The 21901-nt window shown below is 61.9% G+C and carries 23 protein-coding genes; 15 read left to right on the forward strand and 8 right to left on the reverse strand.

Annotated elements, in window-relative coordinates:
* The first annotated feature begins 103 nt into the window (after positions 1-103).
* On the forward strand, positions 104-1126 hold the full coding sequence (locus JAO85_RS12920; protein ID WP_003062790.1) for an AraC family transcriptional regulator: 1023 nt from the start codon (positions 104-106) through the stop codon (positions 1124-1126).
* A gap of 77 nt (positions 1127-1203) precedes the next feature.
* Here JAO85_RS12920 and JAO85_RS12925 read toward each other — a convergent pair whose 3' ends face one another.
* Positions 1204-2202, reverse strand: coding sequence for a tripartite tricarboxylate transporter substrate binding protein (locus JAO85_RS12925; protein ID WP_237734827.1), 999 nt, complete (start codon positions 2200-2202; stop codon positions 1204-1206).
* A 769-nt stretch (positions 2203-2971) separates the two neighbouring features.
* Between JAO85_RS12925 and JAO85_RS12930 the strand changes: the two genes are divergently transcribed.
* Positions 2972-4042 (forward strand): 3-keto-5-aminohexanoate cleavage protein, encoded by a 1071-nt coding sequence (locus JAO85_RS12930; protein ID WP_012838850.1) that lies wholly within the window; start codon positions 2972-2974, stop codon positions 4040-4042.
* 133 nt (positions 4043-4175) lie between these two features.
* On the opposite strand, the gene JAO85_RS12935 is transcribed toward JAO85_RS12930, so the two are convergent.
* Positions 4176-5114 carry an MBL fold metallo-hydrolase gene (locus JAO85_RS12935; RefSeq protein ID WP_202788209.1) on the reverse strand — a complete coding sequence of 313 codons (939 nt, stop codon included), beginning with the start codon at positions 5112-5114 and terminating at the stop codon, positions 4176-4178.
* Positions 5115-5210: 96 nt separating this feature from the next.
* Here JAO85_RS12935 and JAO85_RS12940 point away from each other — a divergent pair, with 96 nt between their 5' ends.
* Entirely contained in the window at positions 5211-5804 is a 594-nt protein-coding gene (locus tag JAO85_RS12940) for an NUDIX domain-containing protein (RefSeq protein WP_046460158.1), read from the forward strand.
* 233 nt (positions 5805-6037) lie between these two features.
* A complete protein-coding gene (locus JAO85_RS12945) occupies positions 6038-6346 on the forward strand; it encodes a metalloregulator ArsR/SmtB family transcription factor (protein WP_003053925.1) in 309 nt (102 codons plus the stop codon).
* A 62-nt stretch (positions 6347-6408) separates the two neighbouring features.
* Here the strand turns inward: JAO85_RS12945 and JAO85_RS12950 are convergent, their stop codons facing one another.
* Positions 6409-6822, reverse strand: a complete 414-nt coding sequence (locus JAO85_RS12950) for a DsrE family protein (protein ID WP_046460159.1) — start codon at positions 6820-6822, stop codon at positions 6409-6411.
* Positions 6823-6981: 159 nt separating this feature from the next.
* Between JAO85_RS12950 and JAO85_RS12955 the strand changes: the two genes are divergently transcribed.
* From JAO85_RS12955 to JAO85_RS13005, 11 genes are all read left to right on the forward strand, one after another.
* Positions 6982-7974, forward strand: a complete 993-nt coding sequence (locus tag JAO85_RS12955) for an MBL fold metallo-hydrolase (RefSeq protein WP_202788210.1) — start codon at positions 6982-6984, stop codon at positions 7972-7974.
* The gene (locus JAO85_RS12960; protein WP_054075514.1) at positions 7974-8465 is read left to right on the forward strand and encodes a hypothetical protein; all 492 of its coding nucleotides are present in this window, start codon (positions 7974-7976) and stop codon (positions 8463-8465) included. The genes JAO85_RS12955 and JAO85_RS12960 overlap by 1 nt, the downstream gene beginning before the upstream one ends.
* 126 nt (positions 8466-8591) lie before the next feature.
* Positions 8592-8912 carry a c-type cytochrome gene (locus tag JAO85_RS12965; RefSeq protein WP_012838844.1) on the forward strand — a complete coding sequence of 107 codons (321 nt, stop codon included), beginning with the start codon at positions 8592-8594 and terminating at the stop codon, positions 8910-8912.
* 55 nt (positions 8913-8967) lie between these two features.
* A complete protein-coding gene (gene soxC / locus JAO85_RS12970) occupies positions 8968-10320 on the forward strand; it encodes a sulfite dehydrogenase (RefSeq protein WP_202788211.1) in 1353 nt (450 codons plus the stop codon).
* A complete protein-coding gene (locus JAO85_RS12975; RefSeq protein WP_003062810.1) occupies positions 10304-11374 on the forward strand; it encodes a c-type cytochrome in 1071 nt (356 codons plus the stop codon). The genes soxC and JAO85_RS12975 overlap by 17 nt, the downstream gene beginning before the upstream one ends.
* A 47-nt stretch (positions 11375-11421) precedes the next feature.
* A complete protein-coding gene (gene soxY, locus JAO85_RS12980; protein WP_034358616.1) occupies positions 11422-11877 on the forward strand; it encodes a thiosulfate oxidation carrier protein SoxY in 456 nt (151 codons plus the stop codon).
* Positions 11878-11909: 32 nt separating this feature from the next.
* Positions 11910-12221 carry a thiosulfate oxidation carrier complex protein SoxZ gene (gene soxZ / locus JAO85_RS12985; RefSeq protein ID WP_003053938.1) on the forward strand — a complete coding sequence of 104 codons (312 nt, stop codon included), beginning with the start codon at positions 11910-11912 and terminating at the stop codon, positions 12219-12221.
* A 77-nt stretch (positions 12222-12298) separates the two neighbouring features.
* Positions 12299-13108, forward strand: a complete 810-nt coding sequence (gene soxA, locus JAO85_RS12990; RefSeq protein WP_202788212.1) for a sulfur oxidation c-type cytochrome SoxA — start codon at positions 12299-12301, stop codon at positions 13106-13108.
* Between the two features lie 9 nt (positions 13109-13117).
* On the forward strand, positions 13118-13771 hold the full coding sequence (gene soxX / locus JAO85_RS12995; RefSeq protein ID WP_003062816.1) for a sulfur oxidation c-type cytochrome SoxX: 654 nt from the start codon (positions 13118-13120) through the stop codon (positions 13769-13771).
* A 206-nt stretch (positions 13772-13977) separates the two neighbouring features.
* Positions 13978-15711: a thiosulfohydrolase SoxB gene (gene soxB / locus JAO85_RS13000; protein WP_045839533.1), complete on the forward strand. Its 1734-nt coding sequence runs from the start codon at positions 13978-13980 to the stop codon at positions 15709-15711.
* Between the two features lie 96 nt (positions 15712-15807).
* Positions 15808-16917 (forward strand): YeeE/YedE family protein, encoded by a 1110-nt coding sequence (locus tag JAO85_RS13005; RefSeq protein WP_202788213.1) that lies wholly within the window; start codon positions 15808-15810, stop codon positions 16915-16917.
* Positions 16918-17033: 116 nt separating this feature from the next.
* Here the strand turns inward: JAO85_RS13005 and JAO85_RS13010 are convergent, their stop codons facing one another.
* The 5 genes from JAO85_RS13010 to lptF are packed head-to-tail and all read right to left on the reverse strand — an operon-like array spanning position 17034 to position 21881.
* Positions 17034-18200, reverse strand: a complete 1167-nt coding sequence (locus tag JAO85_RS13010) for a pyridoxal phosphate-dependent aminotransferase (protein WP_202788214.1) — start codon at positions 18198-18200, stop codon at positions 17034-17036.
* Between the two features lie 40 nt (positions 18201-18240).
* Entirely contained in the window at positions 18241-19182 is a 942-nt protein-coding gene (locus JAO85_RS13015; RefSeq protein WP_003062823.1) for a CysB family HTH-type transcriptional regulator, read from the reverse strand.
* A 58-nt stretch (positions 19183-19240) separates the two neighbouring features.
* Positions 19241-19669 (reverse strand): sirohydrochlorin chelatase, encoded by a 429-nt coding sequence (locus JAO85_RS13020; RefSeq protein WP_202788215.1) that lies wholly within the window; start codon positions 19667-19669, stop codon positions 19241-19243.
* Between the two features lie 2 nt (positions 19670-19671).
* A complete protein-coding gene (gene lptG / locus JAO85_RS13025) occupies positions 19672-20775 on the reverse strand; it encodes an LPS export ABC transporter permease LptG (RefSeq protein WP_202788216.1) in 1104 nt (367 codons plus the stop codon).
* Complete coding sequence (gene lptF, locus JAO85_RS13030) at positions 20772-21881, reverse strand: LPS export ABC transporter permease LptF (protein WP_012838835.1); 1110 nt, start codon at positions 21879-21881, stop codon at positions 20772-20774. The genes lptG and lptF overlap by 4 nt, the downstream gene beginning before the upstream one ends.
* Between the last annotated feature and the right edge of the window lie 20 nt (positions 21882-21901).

The raw sequence follows: 21901 nt of genomic DNA on the forward strand, positions 1-21901 counted from the left end.
TCTCCTTATAGAATCAATGTCGCCAGTGTGAAAACTCCCCTCGATCGGCGCTTGTCATTACATGACTGGTGCTTTGCAATTAGTGCCAAGTTAGTGAAACCCCATGGCCTCTCTCGTTCGCGCCGCCTGCTTGACCAATTACGCCGAAGTCGCCCAGGCTTCGGGGCTGAATGGCGCGCGCATGCTGCTCGATGCCGGCCTGAGCCCCGGTGTGCTCGACGAGCCGGATCTGATGATTCCGGTGGACAAGGTGGGGCGTTTGCTGCAGGCCTCGGCCACGCAGTCGGGCAATGAAAGCTTTGGTCTGTGCATGGCGCGCTCGCGCCTGCTGTCCAATATGGGGCCGGTGGGCCTGCTGATTCGCGATCAGGCTACGCTGCGCGATTCGCTGAACCTGCTGGTGCGTCATCTGGCCCTGCTCAACGGCGCCATGACGCTGGAGCTGGATGAGCAGGCCGACACGGTGCTGATCCGTGAGCTGTTGCTGGCCGGCCGTGCCCATGAGCCTACGCGCCAGCGCGTGGAGCTGGCGCTGGGCGTGATGGTGCGCGCCATTCGGCAGCTGATAGGTCGCGACTGGCAGCCTCGCATGGTGTGTTTCGAGCACGCCGCGCCCAAGGACCTGAGCATGCATCACCTGATGTTCGGCCCGCGCGTGGAGTTCAATCAAGAGTTCAACTGCATTGTTTGCGTCAAGGCCGATCTCGATACGCGCAACGAATTTGCCGACCCTGCCATGGTGCGCTATGCCCAGAAGCTGCTGGAGTCCGTGGCTCCCATGAGCGAGGAAGCCGTGCTGGACGATGTGCGCCGCACCATCTTGCTGCTGTTGCCCAGCGGGCGCTGCAGCATTGAGAAAGTCAGCGAGCACCTGGGTGTGGTGCCACGCACCATTCAGCGCCGGCTGACGGAAAAGGGTCAGAGCTTTTCCTCGCTGATGAACGATATCCGCAAGGAGCTGGCCGTGCGCTATGTGTTCGAGAGCAACCGCTCTCTGACCGAAGTGGCCGAGCTGCTGGGCTTTACGGCCCCCAGCAGTTTTTCACGCTGGTATCAGAGCCAGTTCGGCTGCAGTGCCAAGGACAGCCGTGCCAAGGCGCAGACCGAAGGCACAGGCGGCGCATAAAAAAGCGGGCCGTAAGGGCCCGCCAAACACACTACCAAAGTGCCACCCCAGGAAGAGGGCGGCTACGCCAGCGTCCTTCAGTTGCTGGCGATTCTGAGCTTGCTCAGAATTTTGCGGTTCTGCTCCACCGTGTTCAGCATTTTTTGTTGCAGCTCCGTCATCGTGCTGGGCTGGGGGGCGTCAAAGCCCTGGGTTTTGAGCTGCGCCTGAAACTTGGCGGATTGAGTCACCTTGTCCATTTCCTGGCGCACCTTCTGGGTCAGGGCCGGGGGCGTGCTGCTCAGCACGAACAGTCCCACACTGGCATCGGGCAGCACAAAGTCGGGCATGTTCTGCTCGGCAAAGCTGGGCACATCGGGTAGCAGGCGCGAGCGGTTGGGCGAGACCACGCCCAGGGCCTTGATCTTGCCGGCCTTGACCAGCGGGGCTGCATTGGTCACCACTTCAAAAGTCAGTTGTACCTGATTGCCGATCAGATCGACGATGGCAGGGGCCGAGCCCTTGTAGGGCACGGCGGTGATCTTGCCGCCGCTTTTCTCGCTCAGCAACCCACCCAGCATGTCTGAACGAGTGCCGGGGCTCAGGTTGGCGATATTGATAGGGCCGGAGCTCTTTTTTGCATAGTCCAGCACCTCCTGAATCCTGTTGGGGGGAAAGCTGTTGTTGGCCACCAGCATATGCACCATGGAGGCTACATCCGAGACATAAGTGAATGTCTTGTGCACGTCAAACGGCGTCTTCACGGTGAGTGGAAAGTCGGTCCAGATGCTGGAGGGCGCAATCATCAGCGTATGCCAGTCGGCAGGTGCATTCATCACGGCGCGCTCGGCAATCACGGCCGATCCGCCGGGTTTGTTGTCGACGACCACGGGCTGGCCCAGATTGGTCTGCAGATGATCGGCCACCAGGCGCGCCACACCATCGGTGATGCCACCAGGAGGCGCAGGAACGACGAGGCGGATGGGTTTGACGGGCCAGGCGGGTGCAGGGGGCTGAGCCTGTACGGCGGTGCTGGCCATTACGCCGACGCAAAGAATTGCGGCGCAGGAACGCAGGGTTCGAGGAATGTTTCGCATGTGTTGCTCCCTAAATGGAGTTGCTCAGATGGCGCTGGCGGGAGAGTCTGTGACCCGCCCATCTTCAAGAACGCAAGCATTCAGAGCTTGTCTTGCTGCGGCGCTATCGGCTCTGGCTCGCAAGACGCGAATCACGGGCATCACTTGCGGGCCGGGTGGTCCAGCAAAATTCACAGCGGTTGTCATTGATGTCTCCTGTCGTTTTTCATGGGGGACAGACATTCGGCATGACGCCGATCTCTGTCTCGCAGGGGGCAGACCCAACGAATAGGTGATCCGCTGAATCTGCCGGCATGTCCCTGCGCTCTTGTGCTTGGGGTGTAGGAATGCACCAATTCATGATGGAGGTCCGCAAGTCCGGTGACTTGGCGTTTCATGCCTGCGACTTCGCATTTGATGACTGCAGTACTCCGCACTTACCCGATGTAGGGTTGCAGCCTGCATGGCTTCGATGCGTGCTTGAGGCGCGGTATGGGCGCCTTGCAATCGGAGCCGCGAGGAGGGGGATATCGCAGGTTGCCGATGGTGCGCGGCAGTCGCCTGGACTTTTGCAGTGCATGAACCGATGTCGTCTCTCGTTGCCTGCCCCAATCACCTTCAGGCATGGTTTGCTGGTCTTGTCGCGTTTGAGAAAGCGCGTGTCTTGAAATGCAAAGTGGCATCTCACACGGCATTTGATACTGGCTTCACGCATCGGCAATGGCCTGAAATCGGCTGATGCAGTTTGTCCAGACACTGATTTCTCGCACTCAAACCGGAGACAACAACCATGAACTTTCTTGACGGTCACCTGTATCCCGAAAACCAGCAACCGCTGATCATCACTGCAGCTCCCTACGCTCCGGGCTGGATTCCCTCGGACTTCCCCGAGGACATCCCCATCACCATGGAAGAGCAGATTCAGAAGGCCGTGGACTGCTATGAGGCCGGCGCCACCGTGCTGCATCTGCATGTGCGTGAAGACGACGGCAAGGGCAGCAAGCGTCTGTCCAAGTTCAACGAGCTTATTGCCGGTGTGCGTGAGCGTGTGCCCGAGATGATCATCCAGGTCGGCGGCTCCATCAGCTTTGCGCCCGAAGGCCCGGACGGCGAAGCCAAGTGGCTCTCCGACGATACCCGCCATATGCTGGCCGAGCTGACACCCGTGCCCGACCAGGTGACGGTGACCGTGAACACCACGCAGATGAACGTGACCGAGCATGCCGGCGAAGACGACTTCCGCGGTGTCTCGCGCGGCTTCCCGCATCTGCACAAGACCTACAAGGACATGATTGTTCCCTCGAACCCCAGCTTCGTCGAAGAACATATCCGTCGCCTGTCCGAAAAGGGCATCCAGAGCGCCTTCCAGGTCTACAACATCAACAGTTTCGAAACCATAGAGCGCATGATCCGCCGTGGCGTCTACAAGGGGCCGCTGGTCATGAACTGGGTCGCCATCAGCGGCGGCATGGACCAGGCCAATATCTACAACCTGGCCAATATGCTGCGCGCCGTGCCCGACAACGCCATCGTGACGGTGGAAAGCTCGGTGCTGAACGTGCTGCCCATCAATATGATCGGCATGGCCCTGGGTCTGCATGTGCGCTGCGGTATCGAAGACGTGCTGTGGAATCAGACCCGCACCGGCAAGATGAGCACCGTGGAGCAGATCAAGCAGCTGGTGCGCATTGCGGGCGAGTTCGGTCGCCCGATTGCCACGGCCCAGCAGGCCCGCGAGATCAAGCAGATCGGCGTGTTCTACGAAACCGCCGACGAAACCCTGGCCAAGAACGGCTTCGCGCCCAACCGCAAGGGCGCCAACCAGGGCTTTCTGCGCAAGCCCATGGACGCTGTGGCCTGAGTCTCAAAGCCCGGGTGACCGGGCCCGGCTGATCTAGCCGCTGTGCGTTTGTCACGCTTGCCTGGTGGATGCGTGGCCAAGCGCCTGCCACCGCCGACTTCCTTGAGAAGTCGGCTTTTTTATTTCTCTGGATTCAAGCCCGCAGATAAAGGTCTTCGCCGCGCACGTTGCGCTCCTGCAGGATTTCTCCGACCGCCAGCAGCTCATCCAGATGCTGGGAAATGCTGCGCGTCTCGGCCCCCTGTACCCAGGGCGCATCAAAGCCCTGCGGGTAGAGCAGGCGTTGCTCCACCATCTGCGAGAGCGTCATGGGCCGCTGCGCCAGCCATTCGAGAATGCGCGCACCGCGCTCGTCAATGACCGCAGCAAAGCGCTTGAGGTCTCGCATAAATGCCTCGCGTTCCGTGTAAATGCCCTTGTGGTGCGAGGTCACCCAGACCCGGGCCTCGATCTCGGGCAGCCGCGCCAGGCTGCGGCGAAAGTCAGTCAGACAGGAGCAGGCATCGCCGTAATAAGGGCCGAATCCTGTCAGGTCGATATCGCCGATAAAGGCAACACCTTCGGGCTCGATCAGCAGCACGGTATGGCCGGCGGTATGGCCAGGCATATGAATGGCGCGAATCTGCGACCGGCCCAGCTCCCAGACGGCTCCATCCTCGTAGCCCCTGGCATCGGGTCTGGGGGCGTAGAAGAATTCGCTCTCCAGCTTGCTGCGCAGGATGCCGGCCTGAGCCGAATCGGCCCAGCCAAAGGTGGCAACCAGGCCCTCCCAGCTTTGCAAGGCCGCCAGATCGCCCGCGTGAGCAAAGACCTGCGCGTCTGGTAGGCGGTGCAGGCCGGCCATATGGTCCTCATGCACATGACCCATCACCACCAGCTCGGTGGCATCGAACTCGGCCCCGATATGGTTGGCAACGATAGGCGTATCCAGCGCTGCCAGCGTATCGCTGCCGCGAATCATGACCTGGTTGCCGTCCGGATACTTGCCACCCTTGGCGCCGCGAAACACCGTCACGCGGCCAAACTGGTGGCGCTGTATGTCTGTCTGGGCTGTGTCGATGGGATGCATCATGGTCTGAGTGGAGGAAAGTGAAGCCGGCTTCTGCGAAGATTAAAACCTTGGATGTATTTGCGCTGTCACCACAGCGCTTTGAAAGACGAGTCGGAGATGACCCAACAAGACAAACAGGCTCAGGAAGCCCATCTGATCGAGCACCCCATCAAAAGCGAGCTGGTGCACCAGGGCAGTTTTCTGCAGGTGAGGCTCGATACCGTGCGTCTGCCTCATGGCGGGCAGGCCACGCGCGAGTATGTGGTGCACCCCGGCGCCGTGGTGGTGATAGGCCTGCTCGACGATGGCCGCGTGCTGCTGGAGCGGCAGTTTCGCTACCCCGTGGGCCGGGTCATGACGGAGTTTCCCGCAGGCAAGCTCGATGCGGGCGAGCAGCCGCTGATCTGCGCTCAGCGCGAGCTGCTGGAGGAAACCGGCTACAGCGCGCGGGAATGGGCCTATGCCGGCCCCATGCATCTGGCGATCGGCTACTCCGACGAAGTCATTCACATCTTCTTCGCGCGCGGCCTGACCGCGGGCGAGCGCCAGCTCGATGCTGACGAGTTTCTCGATGTCTGCAGCATGACGGCTGACGAGCTGCTGGACGGCGTGCGTAGTGGCCAGGTCACTGATGCCAAGACCCTGAGCTGCTGCCTGTGGCTGCAGAACGTGCAAAGCGGTGCCTGGCCTCTTGAGTGGAAGCCAGCTTGATTTTTTGATAGCTGCTTGCGTATATTGGCAATGGGTTTCAGCTATGAAAGTTCCTGAAATTCATGGCAGTCAGGCGCTGGCTGCTTCTTTTTCGGGATTGCCTGATGCCCATCAGTGTTTGTCGTCGGGTGATGACAGGCGCTGCAGGACCTTCCTATAAACTGGTGCCATGCACCATGGCGTACCACCTCTATTTGAGGGTTGCCGTCTGAAGCGGTGTTCAGGAGTGTTTCATGGAATCGTCAGAGCTTGAGGATGACAGCGTTTTCGAGAGTGCGGCCGAGCTGTTCAAAGCCATGGCTGCGCCCATGCGGCTGAAGATCATCAGCGCGTTGTGCAACGGAGAAAAAAACGTCTCCGAGCTGCTGGCTTCCATAGACACGACCCAGCCCAATATGTCTCAGCATCTGAACACGTTGTACCAGTCCGGCATTCTGGGCCGCAGGCGTGAAGGGGTCAGCATCTACTATTTCATCGCCAACGAGAAGGTCGTCCATATGTGCCGCACTATCTGCGTGCAGATTGCCATCGAACAGAACTGATGGCTTGAGCCCCAAAGGAAGAAAAGGCGCACCAGGCGCCTTTTTTCATGGCCGTGTGCGGTTCAGGGCTTGAGATAGACAAAGCCTTCTTTGGCCTGCAGGCGTGCGACTTCGGCCACACCGGAGGGGACGACCGAGGCCTCCATCAGCAGGCTTGAGGCATCGAGCTTGCGCGTTTGCAGCGTGTTGTTGCAGACCTTGAACTCCACGCCGCGCCCCACCAGTGCGCTGACCTGGCCGCTGAACTCGCGGCCCTTACTATCCTTGGCATTGTTCAGCAGAAAGTCTATGCCTGGTCCATGGGTGACCACCACAATCTTGTCCGTGGGCGAGGCGTTGAGTTCGTTATTGATATTGGCGAGTATGGCGGCCGCTGTCTCCACGCCGGTGTTGACGTGATAGACCACTTTCACATCCTGAGCGGCGGCAATCGCCGTACACAGGGCAAAGCTCAGGGCAATGAACTGGCGCTTCATGGAATGTCTCCTGTGGTGTCTATGGGAATCAGGGAAGATGCCCTTGGTTAAATATTGCCACTTGCTTATATTAACGATGACGCAAACATTCAAAAATAGGGCAAGCGCTAGTGGCGACATGCAAGCATGACGCGCTGCCCATGCAAGGGAGACAAAGCCATGACAAGCTGGGCAGGAGCTGCGCTGAGGAGCTTTGTGTGGGCAGCGATTGCAGCGACAGGTACAGCGGCCGCGCATGATGCAGCCCCCAGGTCGCTCATTCCGCAAGCGGTCAGCGCGCCCGTGATGGAGTTGCAACAGGTGGCTGCCAATGTATTTTTTGTGCAGGGCGTATCGGCGCTGGGCAGCCCGGCCAATCGCAACTTCATCTCCAATGCGGGCTTTGTCATCACCCATGACAGCGTGGTCGTGATCGATGCGCTGGGTTCGCCCGCACTGGCCGAAGAGCTAGTGCAGAAAATCCGTACGCTGACGCCCAAGCCCATCAGCCATGTGCTGCTGACCCACTATCACGCCGACCACATCTATGGCCTGCAGGTGTTCGAGGCCCTGGGCGCAAAAATCGTGGCCCATGCCCAGGCGCGTGAATACATCAACTCAGAAACCGCGCATCTGCGGCTTGAGGCTTCGCGCAAGGATCTGGCGCCCTGGGTCGATCAGGGCACGCGCCTGGTGCCCGCGAATCAATGGGTGTCGGGCGATAGCTCCACGCTGAAGGTGGGGGGCGTGGACTTTGTGCTGCAGCATATGGGGCCATCGCATACGCCGGAGGATACGGCCATCTTCCTGCCGCAAAGCGGTGTGCTGTTCATTGGCGATGTGGTGTTTCGCAACCGCATTCCCTATGTGGGCCAGGCCGACAGCCGCCACTGGATTGCCGCGCTGGATGAGTTGCTCAAGCTCCCCGTCAAGGTCATGGTGCCGGGCCACGGCCCGGCCTCCGAGCAGCCGCGCCAGGACATGCAGCTGACGCGAGACTATCTGCACTATCTGCGCGAGGCCATGGGCAAGGCCGCAGCCAACCTCGACCCGTTTGACGAGGCCTATCAGGCGACGGACTGGTCCAGGTTCTCGGCTTACCCGCTGTTCAAGGAAGCCAATCGCATGAATGCCTACAACACCTTTTTGCTGATGGAGCAGGAAAAGCCGTGATGGAAACAGCCAGCTCCTTTCGTGCCCGCAGAAGACTGTGCTTGCAGCTGCTGCTGGCGGGCGCGGCCCCGGCGTGGGCGGCGCTCGATGCCTCTGAGCGCCTGCTGCCCACCAGCCAGAGTCTGCGGCACGACCTGGCCTTGGCGCTGGCCCGCAAGCAGCCGTTGGTGGTGATGGCCAGCCTGCATGGCTGCCCGTTCTGCAAGATCGTGCGCGAACATTACCTGCTGCCGTTGCAACAGTCCGGGGCTTTGGTGACTCAGATTCATTTTCTGTCACGTGAGCCTTTGCAGAGCTGGGATGGCACGGCGACCACGCATGGCGACATGGTCAGGCAACTGGAGATCGAGGTTGCTCCTACCGTGCTTTTTCATGGAGCAGGACGACGGGAAGTGGCTGATCGCCTGATTGGCAGCTCCATCCCCGATTTTTATGGCGCTTATCTGGATGAGCGCATGAAGACTGCCCGGGCAGCGGTGCAGGGGCGTTGAGCCGGATATGGGTATCGCTGTTCCTGTTCGGGAATAACGAGGGTTAGCGCGGGATCTCAAATTTGACGAGCTGTTGGATACTTTAAATAACAACATGCTTATATATAAATATAAGGAGACCAAGCGATGAAAACTGCATCCTGGCTGGGTGGCTTGACGGTGTTGCTGGGGCTGGCTGTTCCTGCACTGGCGCAGGCGGATCAGGCGCTGGCGCAGAAGAACGCCTGCATGGCCTGCCATGCGGCGGACAAGAAACTGGTGGGCCCGGCGTTCCAGGATGTGGCCAGGAAATATGCGGCCCAGGCCGATGCACAGGCCTATCTGGTCAAAAGCATCAAGGCCGGTGGCTCCGGCAAATGGGGGCCGGTGCCCATGCCCGCCCAGCCAGCACTCAGCGATGCGGACACCCAGACGCTGGCGGCCTGGATTCTCAAGGGTTCCAAATGAAACAGGCGTGTCGTGCTTTCCCGGTAAGCGCCACCAACGATCAAAGAGAGAGCTTATGCAAAGCCAGTTGATGGGCAAGGTGCGCAAGGCACCCGAAAACTTTGTGCGGGCGGACGATGTAGGTACGGTGTTTGCCGAAGCCAGGGCAGGTCGGCGTGACTTCATTCGCGGGGCTTTCGCGGCCGCTGCAGCCAGCGCTGTAGCCGTCCATGCGCAGGACCGGCAGGCCGTGAGCGGCGATGGGGACCCGAATATTCTGGAGCTGCCCGCACACAGCAAGGGGCTGGGCCAGCCGGTGGTCACCGACGGCTACGGCAAGCCCTCCAGGTACGAGGCCAATGTGCAGCGTCGCCAGAGCCCGGGTCTGACCCAGACCAAGCAGGCCTCGGTATCATTTGCGCCGCTGCAGTCGCTGTTCGGCATCGTCACGCCCAGCGGTCTGCATTTCGAGCGCCACCACCAGGGCTGGTGGGATATCGACCCTTCCAAGCACAGGCTGATGATCAACGGCTTGGTGAAGAATCCCAAGGTCTTCACCATGGACGAGATCATGCGTCTGCCTTCGGTGTCGCGCTTTCATTTCATAGAATGCGGCGCCAACACCGGCATGGAGTGGGGCAATGTGGCCGTGCCCACGGTGCAGTACACACACGGCATGCTGTCGTGCAGCGAGTTCACGGGCGTGCCCCTGATCACCCTGCTGGAGATGGCCGGTGCCGATCTCAAGAAGGGCAAGTTCATTCTGGCCGAGGGGGCGGACGGCTCGTCCATGACGCGAACCATCCCCGTGGAGCTGATTACCTCGGGCGAGGTGCTGGTCGCCTACGGCCAGAACGGCGAGATGCTGCGGCCCGAGCAGGGCTATCCGCTGCGTCTGGTGGTGCCCGGCGTGCAGGGCGTGAGCTGGGTGAAATACCTGCGCCGCATCGAGGTGGGCGACATGCCTTATGCAGCCAAGGACGAGGCGATCCACTATGTGGACCTGATGCCCGATGGACAGCACCGTCAGTACTCGAGCATTCAGGAGTGCAAGAGTGTGGTCACCACGCCGTCCGGCGGCCAGATGCTGCTGGACAAGGGTTTCTACAACATCACGGGCCTGGCCTGGTCGGGGCGCGGCAAGGTCAAGCGCGTGGATGTGAGCGTGGATGGCGGTCGCAACTGGCGCACGGCCCGGCTCGAAGGGCCGGTGATGGGCAAATGCCTGACGCGCTTCAACCTGGACTGGGTCTGGAATGGCGAGGAATGCATCATCCAGAGCCGCGCCATGGATGAGACCGGCTATGTGCAGCCCAGCTACCAGCAACTGCGTGCCGCGCGCGGCACGCGCTCCATCTATCACAACAATTCCATCCAGTCCTGGGCGGTACGTGCCAACGGGGAGGTCGCGAATGTTCAGCTTGCATAAACCTCTGCTCCTGCTGACGTTGCTTGCCATGGGCGTGGCCGCCGGGCCCGCTGCGGCGCAGAGCAAGTCTGCCGAAGACCGCTATCCCGGCGTGGGCCGCAATGCCACGGGCAAGGAGGTTCTGGCCTGGGATATCGATGTGCGCCCTGACTTCAAGGGGCTGCCCGCAGGCTCGGGCTCGGTGCAAAAAGGCATGGATGTGTGGGAGGCCAAATGCGCGTCCTGCCATGGGGTGTTCGGCGAATCCAACGAGGTGTTCAGCCCGCTGGTCGGCGGCACCACGGCCGAGGACATCAAGACCGGGCATGTGGCGCGGCTCAAGGATCCGGCCTTTCCGGGCCGCACGACCCTGATGAAGGTGGCCACGGTGTCCACGCTGTGGGATTACATCAATCGTGCCATGCCCTGGAATGCGCCCAAGTCGCTGTCCACCGAAGAGGTGTATGCCGTCACGGCCTATCTGCTCAACCTCGGTGGCGTGGTGCCCGAGAGCTTCACGCTCAGCGACACGAACATTGCCGAGGTGCAGCGGAAGCTGCCCAACCGCAACGGCATGACGACCCGGCATGCTCTGTGGCCCGGCAATGAGTTCGGCAAGAGCGTCAGGCCCGATGTGCTGGCTACTGCCTGCATGAGCAACTGCGGCCCCGAGCCCAGGCTGCGCTCGGCCTTGCCCGAGCATGCCAGCAACAACCACGGCAATCTGGCCCAGCAGAACCGGCTGGTCGGTGCCCAGCGCGGCATCGAGACCGATGGAGGTGCAAGCAAGGCGGTCAAGCCTGCGGTTGACAGGAAATCGGGCAGCGCGGCACCGACAGCCTTGCTGGAAAAGAACGCCTGCATGGCTTGCCACGGCATGGCGCAGAAACTCGTCGGCCCGGCCTTCAGCGAAATTGCCAGCAAGCACGGTGGCCAGCTGGACTATCTGGCAAACAAGATCAGGGTCGGAGGCTCCGGCGTCTGGGGATCAACACCCATGCCACCCCAGCCCAATCTCAGCGATGCTGATGCCAAGGTGATTGCCCAGTGGCTGGCGGCGGGCGCCAAGCCCTGATGCAGCTTGTGTCGTGCGACTGTGAAGTGAATGAAAAGGAGACAAAGATGAAACGTAGAGACGCCCTCAGGAACAGTGCGGCCGTGCTCGGCATGCTGATGGCCGCCGGCCTGCTGCCGCAAGCAGCGCAGGCTGCCTATAACAAGACCGCTTTCGACGCCAAGACCGTGGCCGATGTGCTCAAGGCCATGGGAGCTGCTGCGCCTGCCGAAAGCAAGGACGTGACGCTGACGGCGCCCGACATCGCCGAAAACGGGGCCGTCGTGCCTCTGGGCGCAGCGACCAGCCTGCCCAATGTGAAGCAGATGCTGGTGCTGGTGGAAAAGAATCCCAACACGCTGGTTGCGGCCTTCACCGTCAACGAGGCGCTGGAAGCCAACTTCCTGACCCGCGCCAAGCTGGGCCAGTCCTCCGATGTGTATGCCGTGGCCATCACCAATGACGGCAAGGCTTTCTATGCCAAGAAGGAAGTCAAGGTCACCCTCGGTGGCTGCGGCGGTTGATTGCAACCAATCATCTGAAAAAGGAGAAGAACATGGCTGATCCAATGCGTATTCGTGCCCAGGCTGCAGGTGACAAGACCACCGTGCGCGTGCTGATGTCCCATGAAATGGAGACCGGCCAGCGCAAGGATGCGGAAGGCAAGACCGTGCCCGCCTGGTTTATTCAGGAGGTGACGGCCGCGCACAACGGCAAGCAGGTGCTGCAGGCTGAGTGGGGGCCTGCGGTTTCCAAGAACCCGTTTCTGCAGTTCGTGGTCAAGGGTGCCAAGGCTGGCGACAAGATCTCGGTGAGCTGGAAGGACAACAAGGGCGAGACCCGCACCGATGAAGCGACTGTGAGCTGAGCACGGCAGAGACAGCGGCTGGCCGTCGGCCAGCCTTCACCCCAGTCCAGAATCAATCAAAAACAGAGAGGTGCCCCATGAGACATTCCTCCCCGGGCCAGGCGGCTGCCGCCGTGCTGGCCTTGTGCATGGCCGCGCCGGTGCTGGCGCAAAAGTCCACGGCCGACGGCATTGCCGAGTACCGCGAGATGCTGCAGGACGGCAACCCTGCCGAGCTGTTCGAGATGAAGGGCGAGGAGCTGTGGAAGCAAAAGCGCGGCCCCCGCAAGGCGTCCATGGAGCAGTGCGATCTGGGCAAGGGGCCGGGCGTGGTCAAGGGCGTATTTGTGGAGCTGCCGCGCTATTTTACCGATACGGGCAGGGTGCAGGATCTGGAGTCGCGCCTGCTGACCTGCATGGAAAGGCTTCAGGGGCTGGACGCGCAAAAGATTGCGGCAACACCGTTCGGCAAGGACGAGCAAAAGAACATGGAAGGGCTGGTGGCCTGGATTTCATCGCAGTCCAAAGGCATGAAGTTCAACCTGCCCCAAGGCCATGCGCAGGAAAGGCAGATGTACGAGGCGGGCAAGCGCATGTTCTATATGCGCGGCGGCCCGCATGACTTTGCCTGTGCTTCCTGCCATGGTGCGGATGGCAAGCGCATCCGCATGCAGGATCTGCCCAATCTGACCAGGAACCCCGGGGCTGCGGAAGGCTTTGGCGCCTGGCCCGCCTATCGGGTTTCATCAGGCGAGCTCTGGAGCATGCAGCGCCGCCTCAACGACTGCTTCCGTCAGCAGCGCTTTCCCTATCCCGGTTACGCCAGCGACGTGACGGTGGCGCTGGGGGTGTTCATGGGCGTCAACGGCAAGGGCGGGACGTCGACCGCACCGGCCATCAAGCGATAAGGAGGCCCTATGCGCAAGCAAAAACACATGCCGTACCTGGCCGTGGCCGCATCGTTGCTGGTGCTGGGCTGTGCCTCCGTCGACGGGGCGGCGGACATCGATGCCTTGACGGCCAGGATGGTGCAGACCTCTTTCCGCGACCAGGGCATCGCCAAGGTCGATCGCCTGCAGCAGGACGAATCGAATGCGGCCTGCAGCGCTGCCGATGCATCCGGCAAGCCGTTGGCACCTGCGCGTGCGCAAGCCATCGAAGCTGCCAATCTCAAGACCGTCAAATGGCCTCAGGATGGCAAGCTGCTCGGCGACTGGAAGGAGGGCGAAAAAATCGCCCAGAACGGTAGAGGCATGACCTGGAGCGACAAGGCAGGCAGCGCCAATGGCGGCAACTGCTACAACTGCCACCAGATCAGCAAGGAAGAAATCTCCTTTGGCACGCTGGGCCCCAGTCTCTACAACTATGGAAAGATTCGCGGCATCAAGGATCCGTCTAGCCCCGAGTCCAGAGCCATCGTCGAGTACACCTGGGGCAAGATCTGGAACGCCAAGGCCTACAACGCCTGCTCGGGCATGCCCCGCTTCGGTCACTCCGGCATCCTCACCGAAGCGCAGACACGAGATCTTGTCGCCTTGCTTGTCGATCCTGCCTCTCCCGTCAACAAATAGCTCCCTCTGAGCGGCTGTGCCGCTTGCCCCTCTCTCGCGTTGCTTCGCAATTCGAGAGGGGATGACCCTTCGCACCCCTTGCCTGGCGTTTGCCAAGCAGTTGCGGCGCGCCGCATTACGCACACAACTTATGCAAATTCGGATCGGGCAGGGTGGAAATGCCCGTGCTTGCCTCCTTGTTTGCATAGGTACCAACGGATATCAGCATGAGTCTTTCCAAACGCGAATTTCTGCAAGTGCTGGCGGCAGCCAGTGTCTCGGGCATGGGATTGCAGCGCTATGCCTACGCCGATCAGTCGCTGGCCGACAAGGCCTTGTATGAGGTGGCGCCGTTCGGCAATGTGTCCCTGTTGCATATGACGGACTGCCATGCTCAGCTCAACCCGATTCACTTTCGCGAACCCAGTGTCAATCTCGGTATCGCGGCGATGAAGAACCAGCGCCCGCATCTGGTGGGCGAGCATCTGCTGCGCTCCGTGGGCATCAAGCCAGGCACGGCGTCGGCCCATGCCTTCAGCTATCTGGACTTCGAGGCGGCGGCCAGGCGCTACGGCAAGGTGGGCGGGTTTGCCCATCTGTCCACGCTGGTCAAGCGCATGCGCGCCTCGCGTCCTGGCGCACTGCTGCTGGACGGCGGCGATACCTGGCAGGGCTCTGCCACTTCGCTCTGGACCAATGCCCAGGACATGGTGGATGCCTGCAAGCTGCTGGGCGTGGACGTGATGACGGGCCACTGGGAATTCACCTACGGCATGCAGCGCGTGCAGGAGATCATCGACAAGGATTTCGGCACGCAGCTCGACTTTGTGGCACAAAACGTCAAGACCGCCGATTTCGGCGATCCGGTGTTCAAGCCCTATGTGATCCGCGAGATCAACGGCGTGCCCGTGGCCATCATCGGCCAGGCCTTTCCGTACACGCCGATCGCCAACCCGCGCTACATGGTGGCGGACTGGAGCTTCGGCATTCAGGACGACAATCTGCAGAAGATGGTGGACGAGGTTCGCGCCAAGGGCGCCAAGGTGGTGGTCGTGCTCTCGCACAACGGCATGGACGTGGACCTCAAGATGGCCAGCCGCGTGCGCGGCATAGACGCCATCCTGGGCGGCCACACGCATGACGGCATGCCAGTGCCCACGCTGGTGCAGAACGCAGGCGGCAAGACCATAGTCACCAACGCGGGCTCGAACGGCAAGTTTCTCGGTGTGCTGGACTTTGATGTGAGGGACGGCAAGGTGCGTGGCTTCCAGTACCGCCTGCTGCCTGTGTTCGCCAACATCCTGCCTGCCGATGCCCAGATGCAGGCACTGATCACCCGGGTGCGTGCGCCCTATGAAAGCCGGCTGGGCGAAGTGCTGGCGCGCACCGACGGCACGCTGTACCGCCGTGGCAACTTCAACGGCACGGGCGACCAGTTGCTGCTGGACGCCATGATGGAGGTGCAGAATGCGCCGATTGCCTTCTCGCCGGGCTTTCGCTGGGGGACATCGTTGCTGGCCGGGCAGGACATCACGCGCGAATGGCTGATGGACATGACGGCCACCACCTATTCCTATGCCACGGTGACCGAGATGACGGGTGCCACGATCAAGACGGTGCTCGAAGACGTAGCCGACAATCTCTTCAACCCCGATCCTTACTACCAGCAGGGCGGTGACATGGTGCGCGTGGGTGGCCTGCATTACCAGTGCGACCCGGCGGCCGGCGCGGGCCAACGCATCAGCGACATGCGCCTGAACGGTCAGCTGCTGGAAGCGGACAAGAAATACAAGGTGGCCGGCTGGGCGCCGGTGGCCGAGGAAGCCAGGACGGCCGGCAACAAGCCGATCTGGGAGCTGGTCGAGCCCTGGCTCAAGGACCGCAAGACGCTCGGGCCGCGCCGGCTTGACGAGCCCCGACTGATCAATGTCGGCGGCAATCAGGGGCTGGCCAAGGCCTGATGAAAGCTGATTGGAAAGCCGATTAAGACAGCGTTAGCACGCGGGCTGGGGTATATGCCATTGCCTTGAAGCCGGGCCGCGCCGTCCAATGCCCGCATGAGTCCTGCCGAGTTTGATTCCCTGACGGCCACCGTTCTGGTGGCCATTTTGTTGCTGGCCGCTGTGCTGGGCTTTGTGATGCGCGAGACCCGCTTTTGCACCGTGGGTGCCATCAGCGATGTGGTGTATCTGCAGGACTGGGGACGGGCGCGCCAGTGGTGCATGGCCATCGCCGTGAGCATGCTGGGCTTCACGGCGCTGGCGCTGTGGGGCCAGTTGCAGGTGGGTGATGCCCTTTATGCCAGCCGCCGCCTGCTGTGGCTGTCGGCCCTGGCGGGAGGGCTGTTGTTTGGCGGCGGCATGGTGCTGGCATCGGGTTGCGGGGCCAGAAATCTGACCCGGCTGGGCAGCGGCAGCCTCAAGGCGCTGGTGGTGCTGCTGGTCATGGGCGTGGCCGCCTTTGCCACGCTCAAGGGCATTACTGCCGTGGCGCGGGTGCGCTGGCTGGACAGCGTGCATCTGGAATTCGCGGGCCCGGCCCTGCTGCCCGAATGGCTGGCCGGCCATATGGCCTGGCCCTTGACGCCATTGCGCGGCGTGCTGGGCCTGGGCCTGGGGGCGCTGTTGCTGCTGCTGGCCTTCGATCCCCGGCCCGGTGCCGAGCGCAGCCGGGTCGTGCTGCTGGGTGGGCTGCTGGTCGGCCTGTGCGTGACGGCAGCCTGGTGGCTCAGCGGCCATCTGGCGCTGGTGGCCGAGCACCCCGAGACGCTGGAGCAGGTCTATGCCGCGACCTACAGCGGCCGTATCGAGGCCTTCAGCTTTGTCACGCCGGTGGCGCACACGCTGGACTGGCTGATGTTCTTCAGCGACCGCAACAAGGTGCTGACCTGGGGCATTGCCTCGGTCGCGGGCGTGGTTCTGGGCAGCTTTGTCCATGCGCTGTGGCGCAGGGACTTTCAGTGGCAGGGCTTTGCCGACCGTGGCGATCTGGCCCGCCATCTTCTGGGAGGGCTGATGATGGGCGTGGGCGGCGTGACGGCCATGGGCTGTACCGTGGGCCAGGGCATCAGTGCGATTTCCATGCTCAGCCTGGGCAGCTTTGTGGCGCTGGCCGGCATTGTGCTGGGGGCGGTGCTAATGCTGCGCCATCTGGCAGAGACGGCATGAAGCCCGATAAGTTTGATAGCTGCTTGCGCCTGTCAGTAAACAGACTCAGCATGAAAACCTGCTGAAAATGAGAAAAGGAGCGCAGTAGGCGCTCCTTTTTTATGGGTCTCAGCGTTTCAGAGCTTGCGCAGGCGTGCGGCTGCCTCGATCAGGGTTTCGTCCTTTTTGGCAAAGCAGAAGCGCACCACGCGCTGGTCGAAACCGTCGCCGTAGAAGGCCGACAGCGGAATCGCGGCCACGCCGATTTCCCGGACCAGCCACTGGCAGAACTCGGCCTCGTTGAGATCCGAGACCGAGGAGATGTCGGCACAGAGGAAATACGTACCGGCCGTGGGCAGCAGCTTCAGGCGCGAGCCCTGCAGGCCGCCGAGGAATAGATCGCGCTTGGCCTGGTAGAAGGCCGAAAGCTCCAGATAGGGCGCAGGGTCCTGCATGTACTGTGCGAGACCCGCCTGCATGGGCGTGTTCACGGTGAACACATTGAACTGGTGCACCTTGCGGAATTCGGCGGTGAGGGCGGCGGGCGCGGCCACGGTGCCGACCTTCCAGCCCGTGACATGGTAGGTCTTGCCAAAGCTGGAGACGATGAAGGCGCGCTCGGCCAGGCCCGGGTAGCGGGCGCTGCTCAGATGCTCGGCACCGTCGAAGACCATGTGCTCGTAGACCTCGTCGCTGATCAGCAGCACATTGGTGGGCGCCAGCAGGGCTTCGAGCTGGCGCATTTCCGCATCGGTCCAGATGGTGGCGCTGGGGTTGTGCGGGCTGTTGATGATCAGCAGGCGCGTGCGCGGCGTGATGGCGGCCGCGATCCTGGCAAAGTCGGGGCGGAAGCTGCCGGGCGTCAGCGGCACTCGCACGGCCACGCCGCCGGCCATCTCGATATTGGGCACATAGCTGTCGTAGCAGGGGTCGAGCACGATGACTTCGTCGCCTGCATGCACGGTAGCCAGAATGGCTGTGAGAATGGCCTGGGTGGCACCGGCGGTAATGGTGATTTCGCTGCCCGCGTCATAGCGGCGGCCGTGCAGCGTTTCGATCTTGGCAGCCACGGCCTCGCGCAGTGCAGGCCAGCCCGTCATGGGCGGGTACTGGTTGTGACCGGCACGCATGGCGTCGTTGACAGCGTCGAGCAGCCTGGGGTCGCAGCCGAAGTCGGGGAAGCCCTGGCCCAGATTGACGGCCTGGTGCTCGGCGGCCAGCGCCGACATGACGGTGAAAATGGTGGTGCCCACATTGGGCAGCTTGCTGGGGAAGTTGGGAGTCACGATAGTCTTGCAATGCATGGGCCGGGCGCACAGGCACCGGCCCTTGAGGCGGGCAGGATCAGAGTCCGAAGTCGTCCACGCTGCCGTTCATGGCGCGCATGATGAGGTCGCGCGAGAGACGGTCGCTGAGCAGCTCGGCAAACCGGTAGACGAAGTTGCGCAAGTATGCGCCGCGCTTGATGGCCACACGGGCCACGCTGGTGCCGAACAGATGGCCGACGGGGCGCACCACCAGGTCGTTGACGGGATCGTCGCGCATGGCCATCTCGGCCACGATGCCGATGCCCAGGCCCAGACGCACATAGGTCTTGATCACGTCGGCATCGATGGCTTCCAGCACGATATGCGGATGCAAGCGGCGCATCTCGAAGGCCTGGTCGATCTTGCCGCGTCCGGTAAACGACGGGTGGTAGGTGATCAGGGCTTCCTGGGCGATGTCCTCGAGCGTGATGCGCTCTTTCTGCGCCAGCGGGTGGCCCGTGGGGATGACCAGCACATGCTGCCATTCGTAGCAGGGCAGGGTCACCAGATCGGGGTAGTCGGCCAGCGATTCGGTGGCCATGCCGATCTCGGCGACTTCGTCGATCACCATGCGCGCGACTTCGGCAGGCGTGGCCTGGTGCAGGCTGATGGTGACCTTGGGGTAGAGCTCGCGCAGGCGTGCCACGGCGGGCGGCAGCACATAGCGGGCCTGGGTGTGGGTGGTGGCGATGCTCAGCGTGCCGCTGTCCTGGGCACTGTATTGCTCGCCGATGCGCTTGAGGTTGCCCACCTCGCGCATGATCAGCTCTATGCTCTTGAGGACTTCCTGTCCCGGCTCGGTGATGCGCTTGAGGCGCTTGCCGTGGCGCGCGAAGATATCGATGCCCAGCTCTTCCTCAAGCTCGATGATGGCTTTGGAGACTCCGGGCTGGGAGGTGTGCAAGGCCTTGGCCGCCTCGGTGAGGTTGAGATTGCGGCGGGCGGCTTCCTGAACGAAGCGGAATTGATGCAGGTTCATGACGGCATGGACTAAGAACTTGCATCATTATGCTTCAAATATCTAAAGAAGCTATTTTTTATTTGAAATCTGTATGTTTGAGTGTTTCGGTGCTGCCGACAGCCTCTATCGCCAGCTGCGCCAGCAGGGATGTGACGCGCGGATTCTCGCCGGCTGCGGTCTGCAGATCGAACTGGCAGCCGGGGTGCTGGCAGCGCAGTTCGTCCAGCAGGCGCGGAATGTCTTCTCGTGCGTGTTTGCCAGTGCCGAGAAACAGCGGCAGCACGATCAGATGTCTGACACCTTGGGCAATCAGGGTCTGAGTGGCGGCAGGCAGATCCGGGGCGCAGGCGTCCAGATAGGCGCAGATGCAGGGCAGGCCGGGCTGCATGGCCTGCAGCAGCTGGTGCACGGCCTCTATGGGCTGGCGCCAGAGGGGGTCTCTGGAGCCATGGGCCAGCAGGATCAGGCCGGCCCGGGCTGGAGAGTGGTTGGCTGCGTCATCCATGGCTAGCGCCTCAGTACCAGCCAGCCAAAGGCCGAGAGCGATAGCGCGGTGTAGAGCAGGCCCGGCGCCGCGGCGGCCAGCCAGGGCCACCAGGATTGCAGGGTGCCGATATAGCCGAACACGTTGTTGAGCAGGAAGAAGCTGATGCCGGCCATCACCCCGCCAAACACATAGGCCGTGATGCCGCCCGAGCGGAAATGCAGATAGGCAAAAGGCAGGGCGAGAACCACCATCACCAGGCAGCTCAGCGGGTAGAAGACCTTGCGCCAGAACTCGATTTCGTACTTTTGCGCGGCCTGGCCGTTGTCCTGCAGATGGCGTATGAACTGGAACAGCGCAATCGTGGTCATGCGATCAGGCTTGAGCAGCGCGCCCGAGACCATGGCCGCAGTGACCTTGGTGGGCCAGTTCATGCTGGCTTCGCTGATTGGGCTTAGCTTGGTGACATCGCCATCCTGTGTCACCTTGCTGCCTTGCACGCCCTGCAGCGTCCACTGCTCCCTGTCTTCATCGACCTGGGCCGACTGGGCGTTGATCTGCGCGGCGATACGGCCCTTGCTGTCGAACTCGAAGATGCGCACATTGACGAAGTCGCCAGGGCTCTTGACGGCGCCGACGTTGATGGCGACCGAGTGATCGCCTTGCTTTTCCTTGAGCCAGGCGCCTGTCGCGCCCCGGGAGATCTGGCCTTTGCTGACCACACGCAGTTTCTGGCTGAAGTTGTCGGCAGCGGGGGCAATATAGTCGCCCACCAGCACCGTGAGCAGCACAAAGCTCATGCCCAGAATCAGCAGCGTGCGCAGTGCCAGCCAGGGGCCCATGCCGCTGGTACGCATGATGGTGAACTCCGAGCTCTGGGCGAACTTGGCCATCACGAAGATGGCGCCGATCAGCACGGCAATCGGCATCAGCTCGTAGAGGTGGCCCGGAATGGACAGGGCCACAAACAGCAGGGCGCGCGTGGCGGTGTAGCCGGCGTTGCCGCTGCCTACCCAGCGCATTTCATCGACCAGGTCGAAGAAGAAGAACAGCGCCAGAAAGGCCAGCGAGACATACAGGACGGCCTGTATGACCTCGCGATAGATCAGGTTGCGCAGGACTTTCATCGTGCCACCTCCTTGCGGGTGCCCGAGCGCTGCAGCAGATCGCGCGGCGACCAGCGGAAATGGCGCGCCAGCAGCACCAGCACGCTGACGATCAGGATGCTGCCGTGCAGCAGGCCCAGAATGCCCCACATGCCTATCTTGTTGGCGCTGACCCAGCTCTCGCCCAGTGTCATGAGGTTGTAGTAAACGATAAAGGCGAAGAGGGCGATCATCAGGCTGCTGCTATTGCCCGCACGCGGGTTCACGCTGGAGATGGCCAGGCCCAGAATGACAAAGTTGAGCGCGGCAAACGGCAGGCCCAGACGCCATGCGAGCACGGAGCGGGCAATCGGCTCGTCCTTGCCGATCAAGTCCTTGGTGGGCATGCTGCGCGCCGCCATCTCCTCGATGGCAACGGGGTTGTCGTTGTCGACCTGCACGCCGTATTCCTTGAATTCGGTGATGCGCACCGAGCCGTCGTCGCTGCGTGTCTCCATGCGCTGGCCGTCTTCGAGAATCACCATGCGCTGGCCCTTGATGACAGCCAGATGCGCGCCCTTGGCCGAGGTCACGGACTCCTTGCCCGGGTCGCGCGAGACCACGAAGACATTGCTGGCCGCCATGTCCGAGGGAGAGTCCTTGTCCACGAAGAACACGCGTGTGCCGCCGGCCGATTCCTGGAACTCGCCGGGTGCGATGCGATCCAAGTCGCTGCGCTGCTGGAACTGGGTCTTGATCTGCTCGATTTGCTGATAGGACCAGGGCAGCACGCCGAGGGCCAGGACGGCCGTGATGAGAATCACCGGCCAGGCAAAGCGCAGCAAGGGTTTGAGCAGGCTGGCCAGACCCTGGCCGGCGGCAAACCAGATGACCATCTCGCTGTCGCGGTACATGCGGGACAGAGAGCCCACAATGGCGACAAACAGACTCAGGCCCAAAATGGTCGGGAGTTGTCCGAGCACGGTGAAACCCATGACCAGCATCACGTCGGAAGGGCTGACACTGCCCTTGTAAGCCTGACCCAGGGTGCGGATCAGCATCATGGTCATCACCACAGTGATCAGAACCACGGCCGTCGCACCAAAGCTGCGGGCCAGCTCTTTGCGTATGGATGAATCGAATAACATTGGCTAAAAGGAAAACACCG

Origin of the sequence: Comamonas sp. NyZ500 (assembly GCF_016772095.1) — a bacterium.
GTDB classification, from domain to species: Bacteria; Pseudomonadota; Gammaproteobacteria; order Burkholderiales; family Burkholderiaceae_C; genus Comamonas; species Comamonas thiooxydans.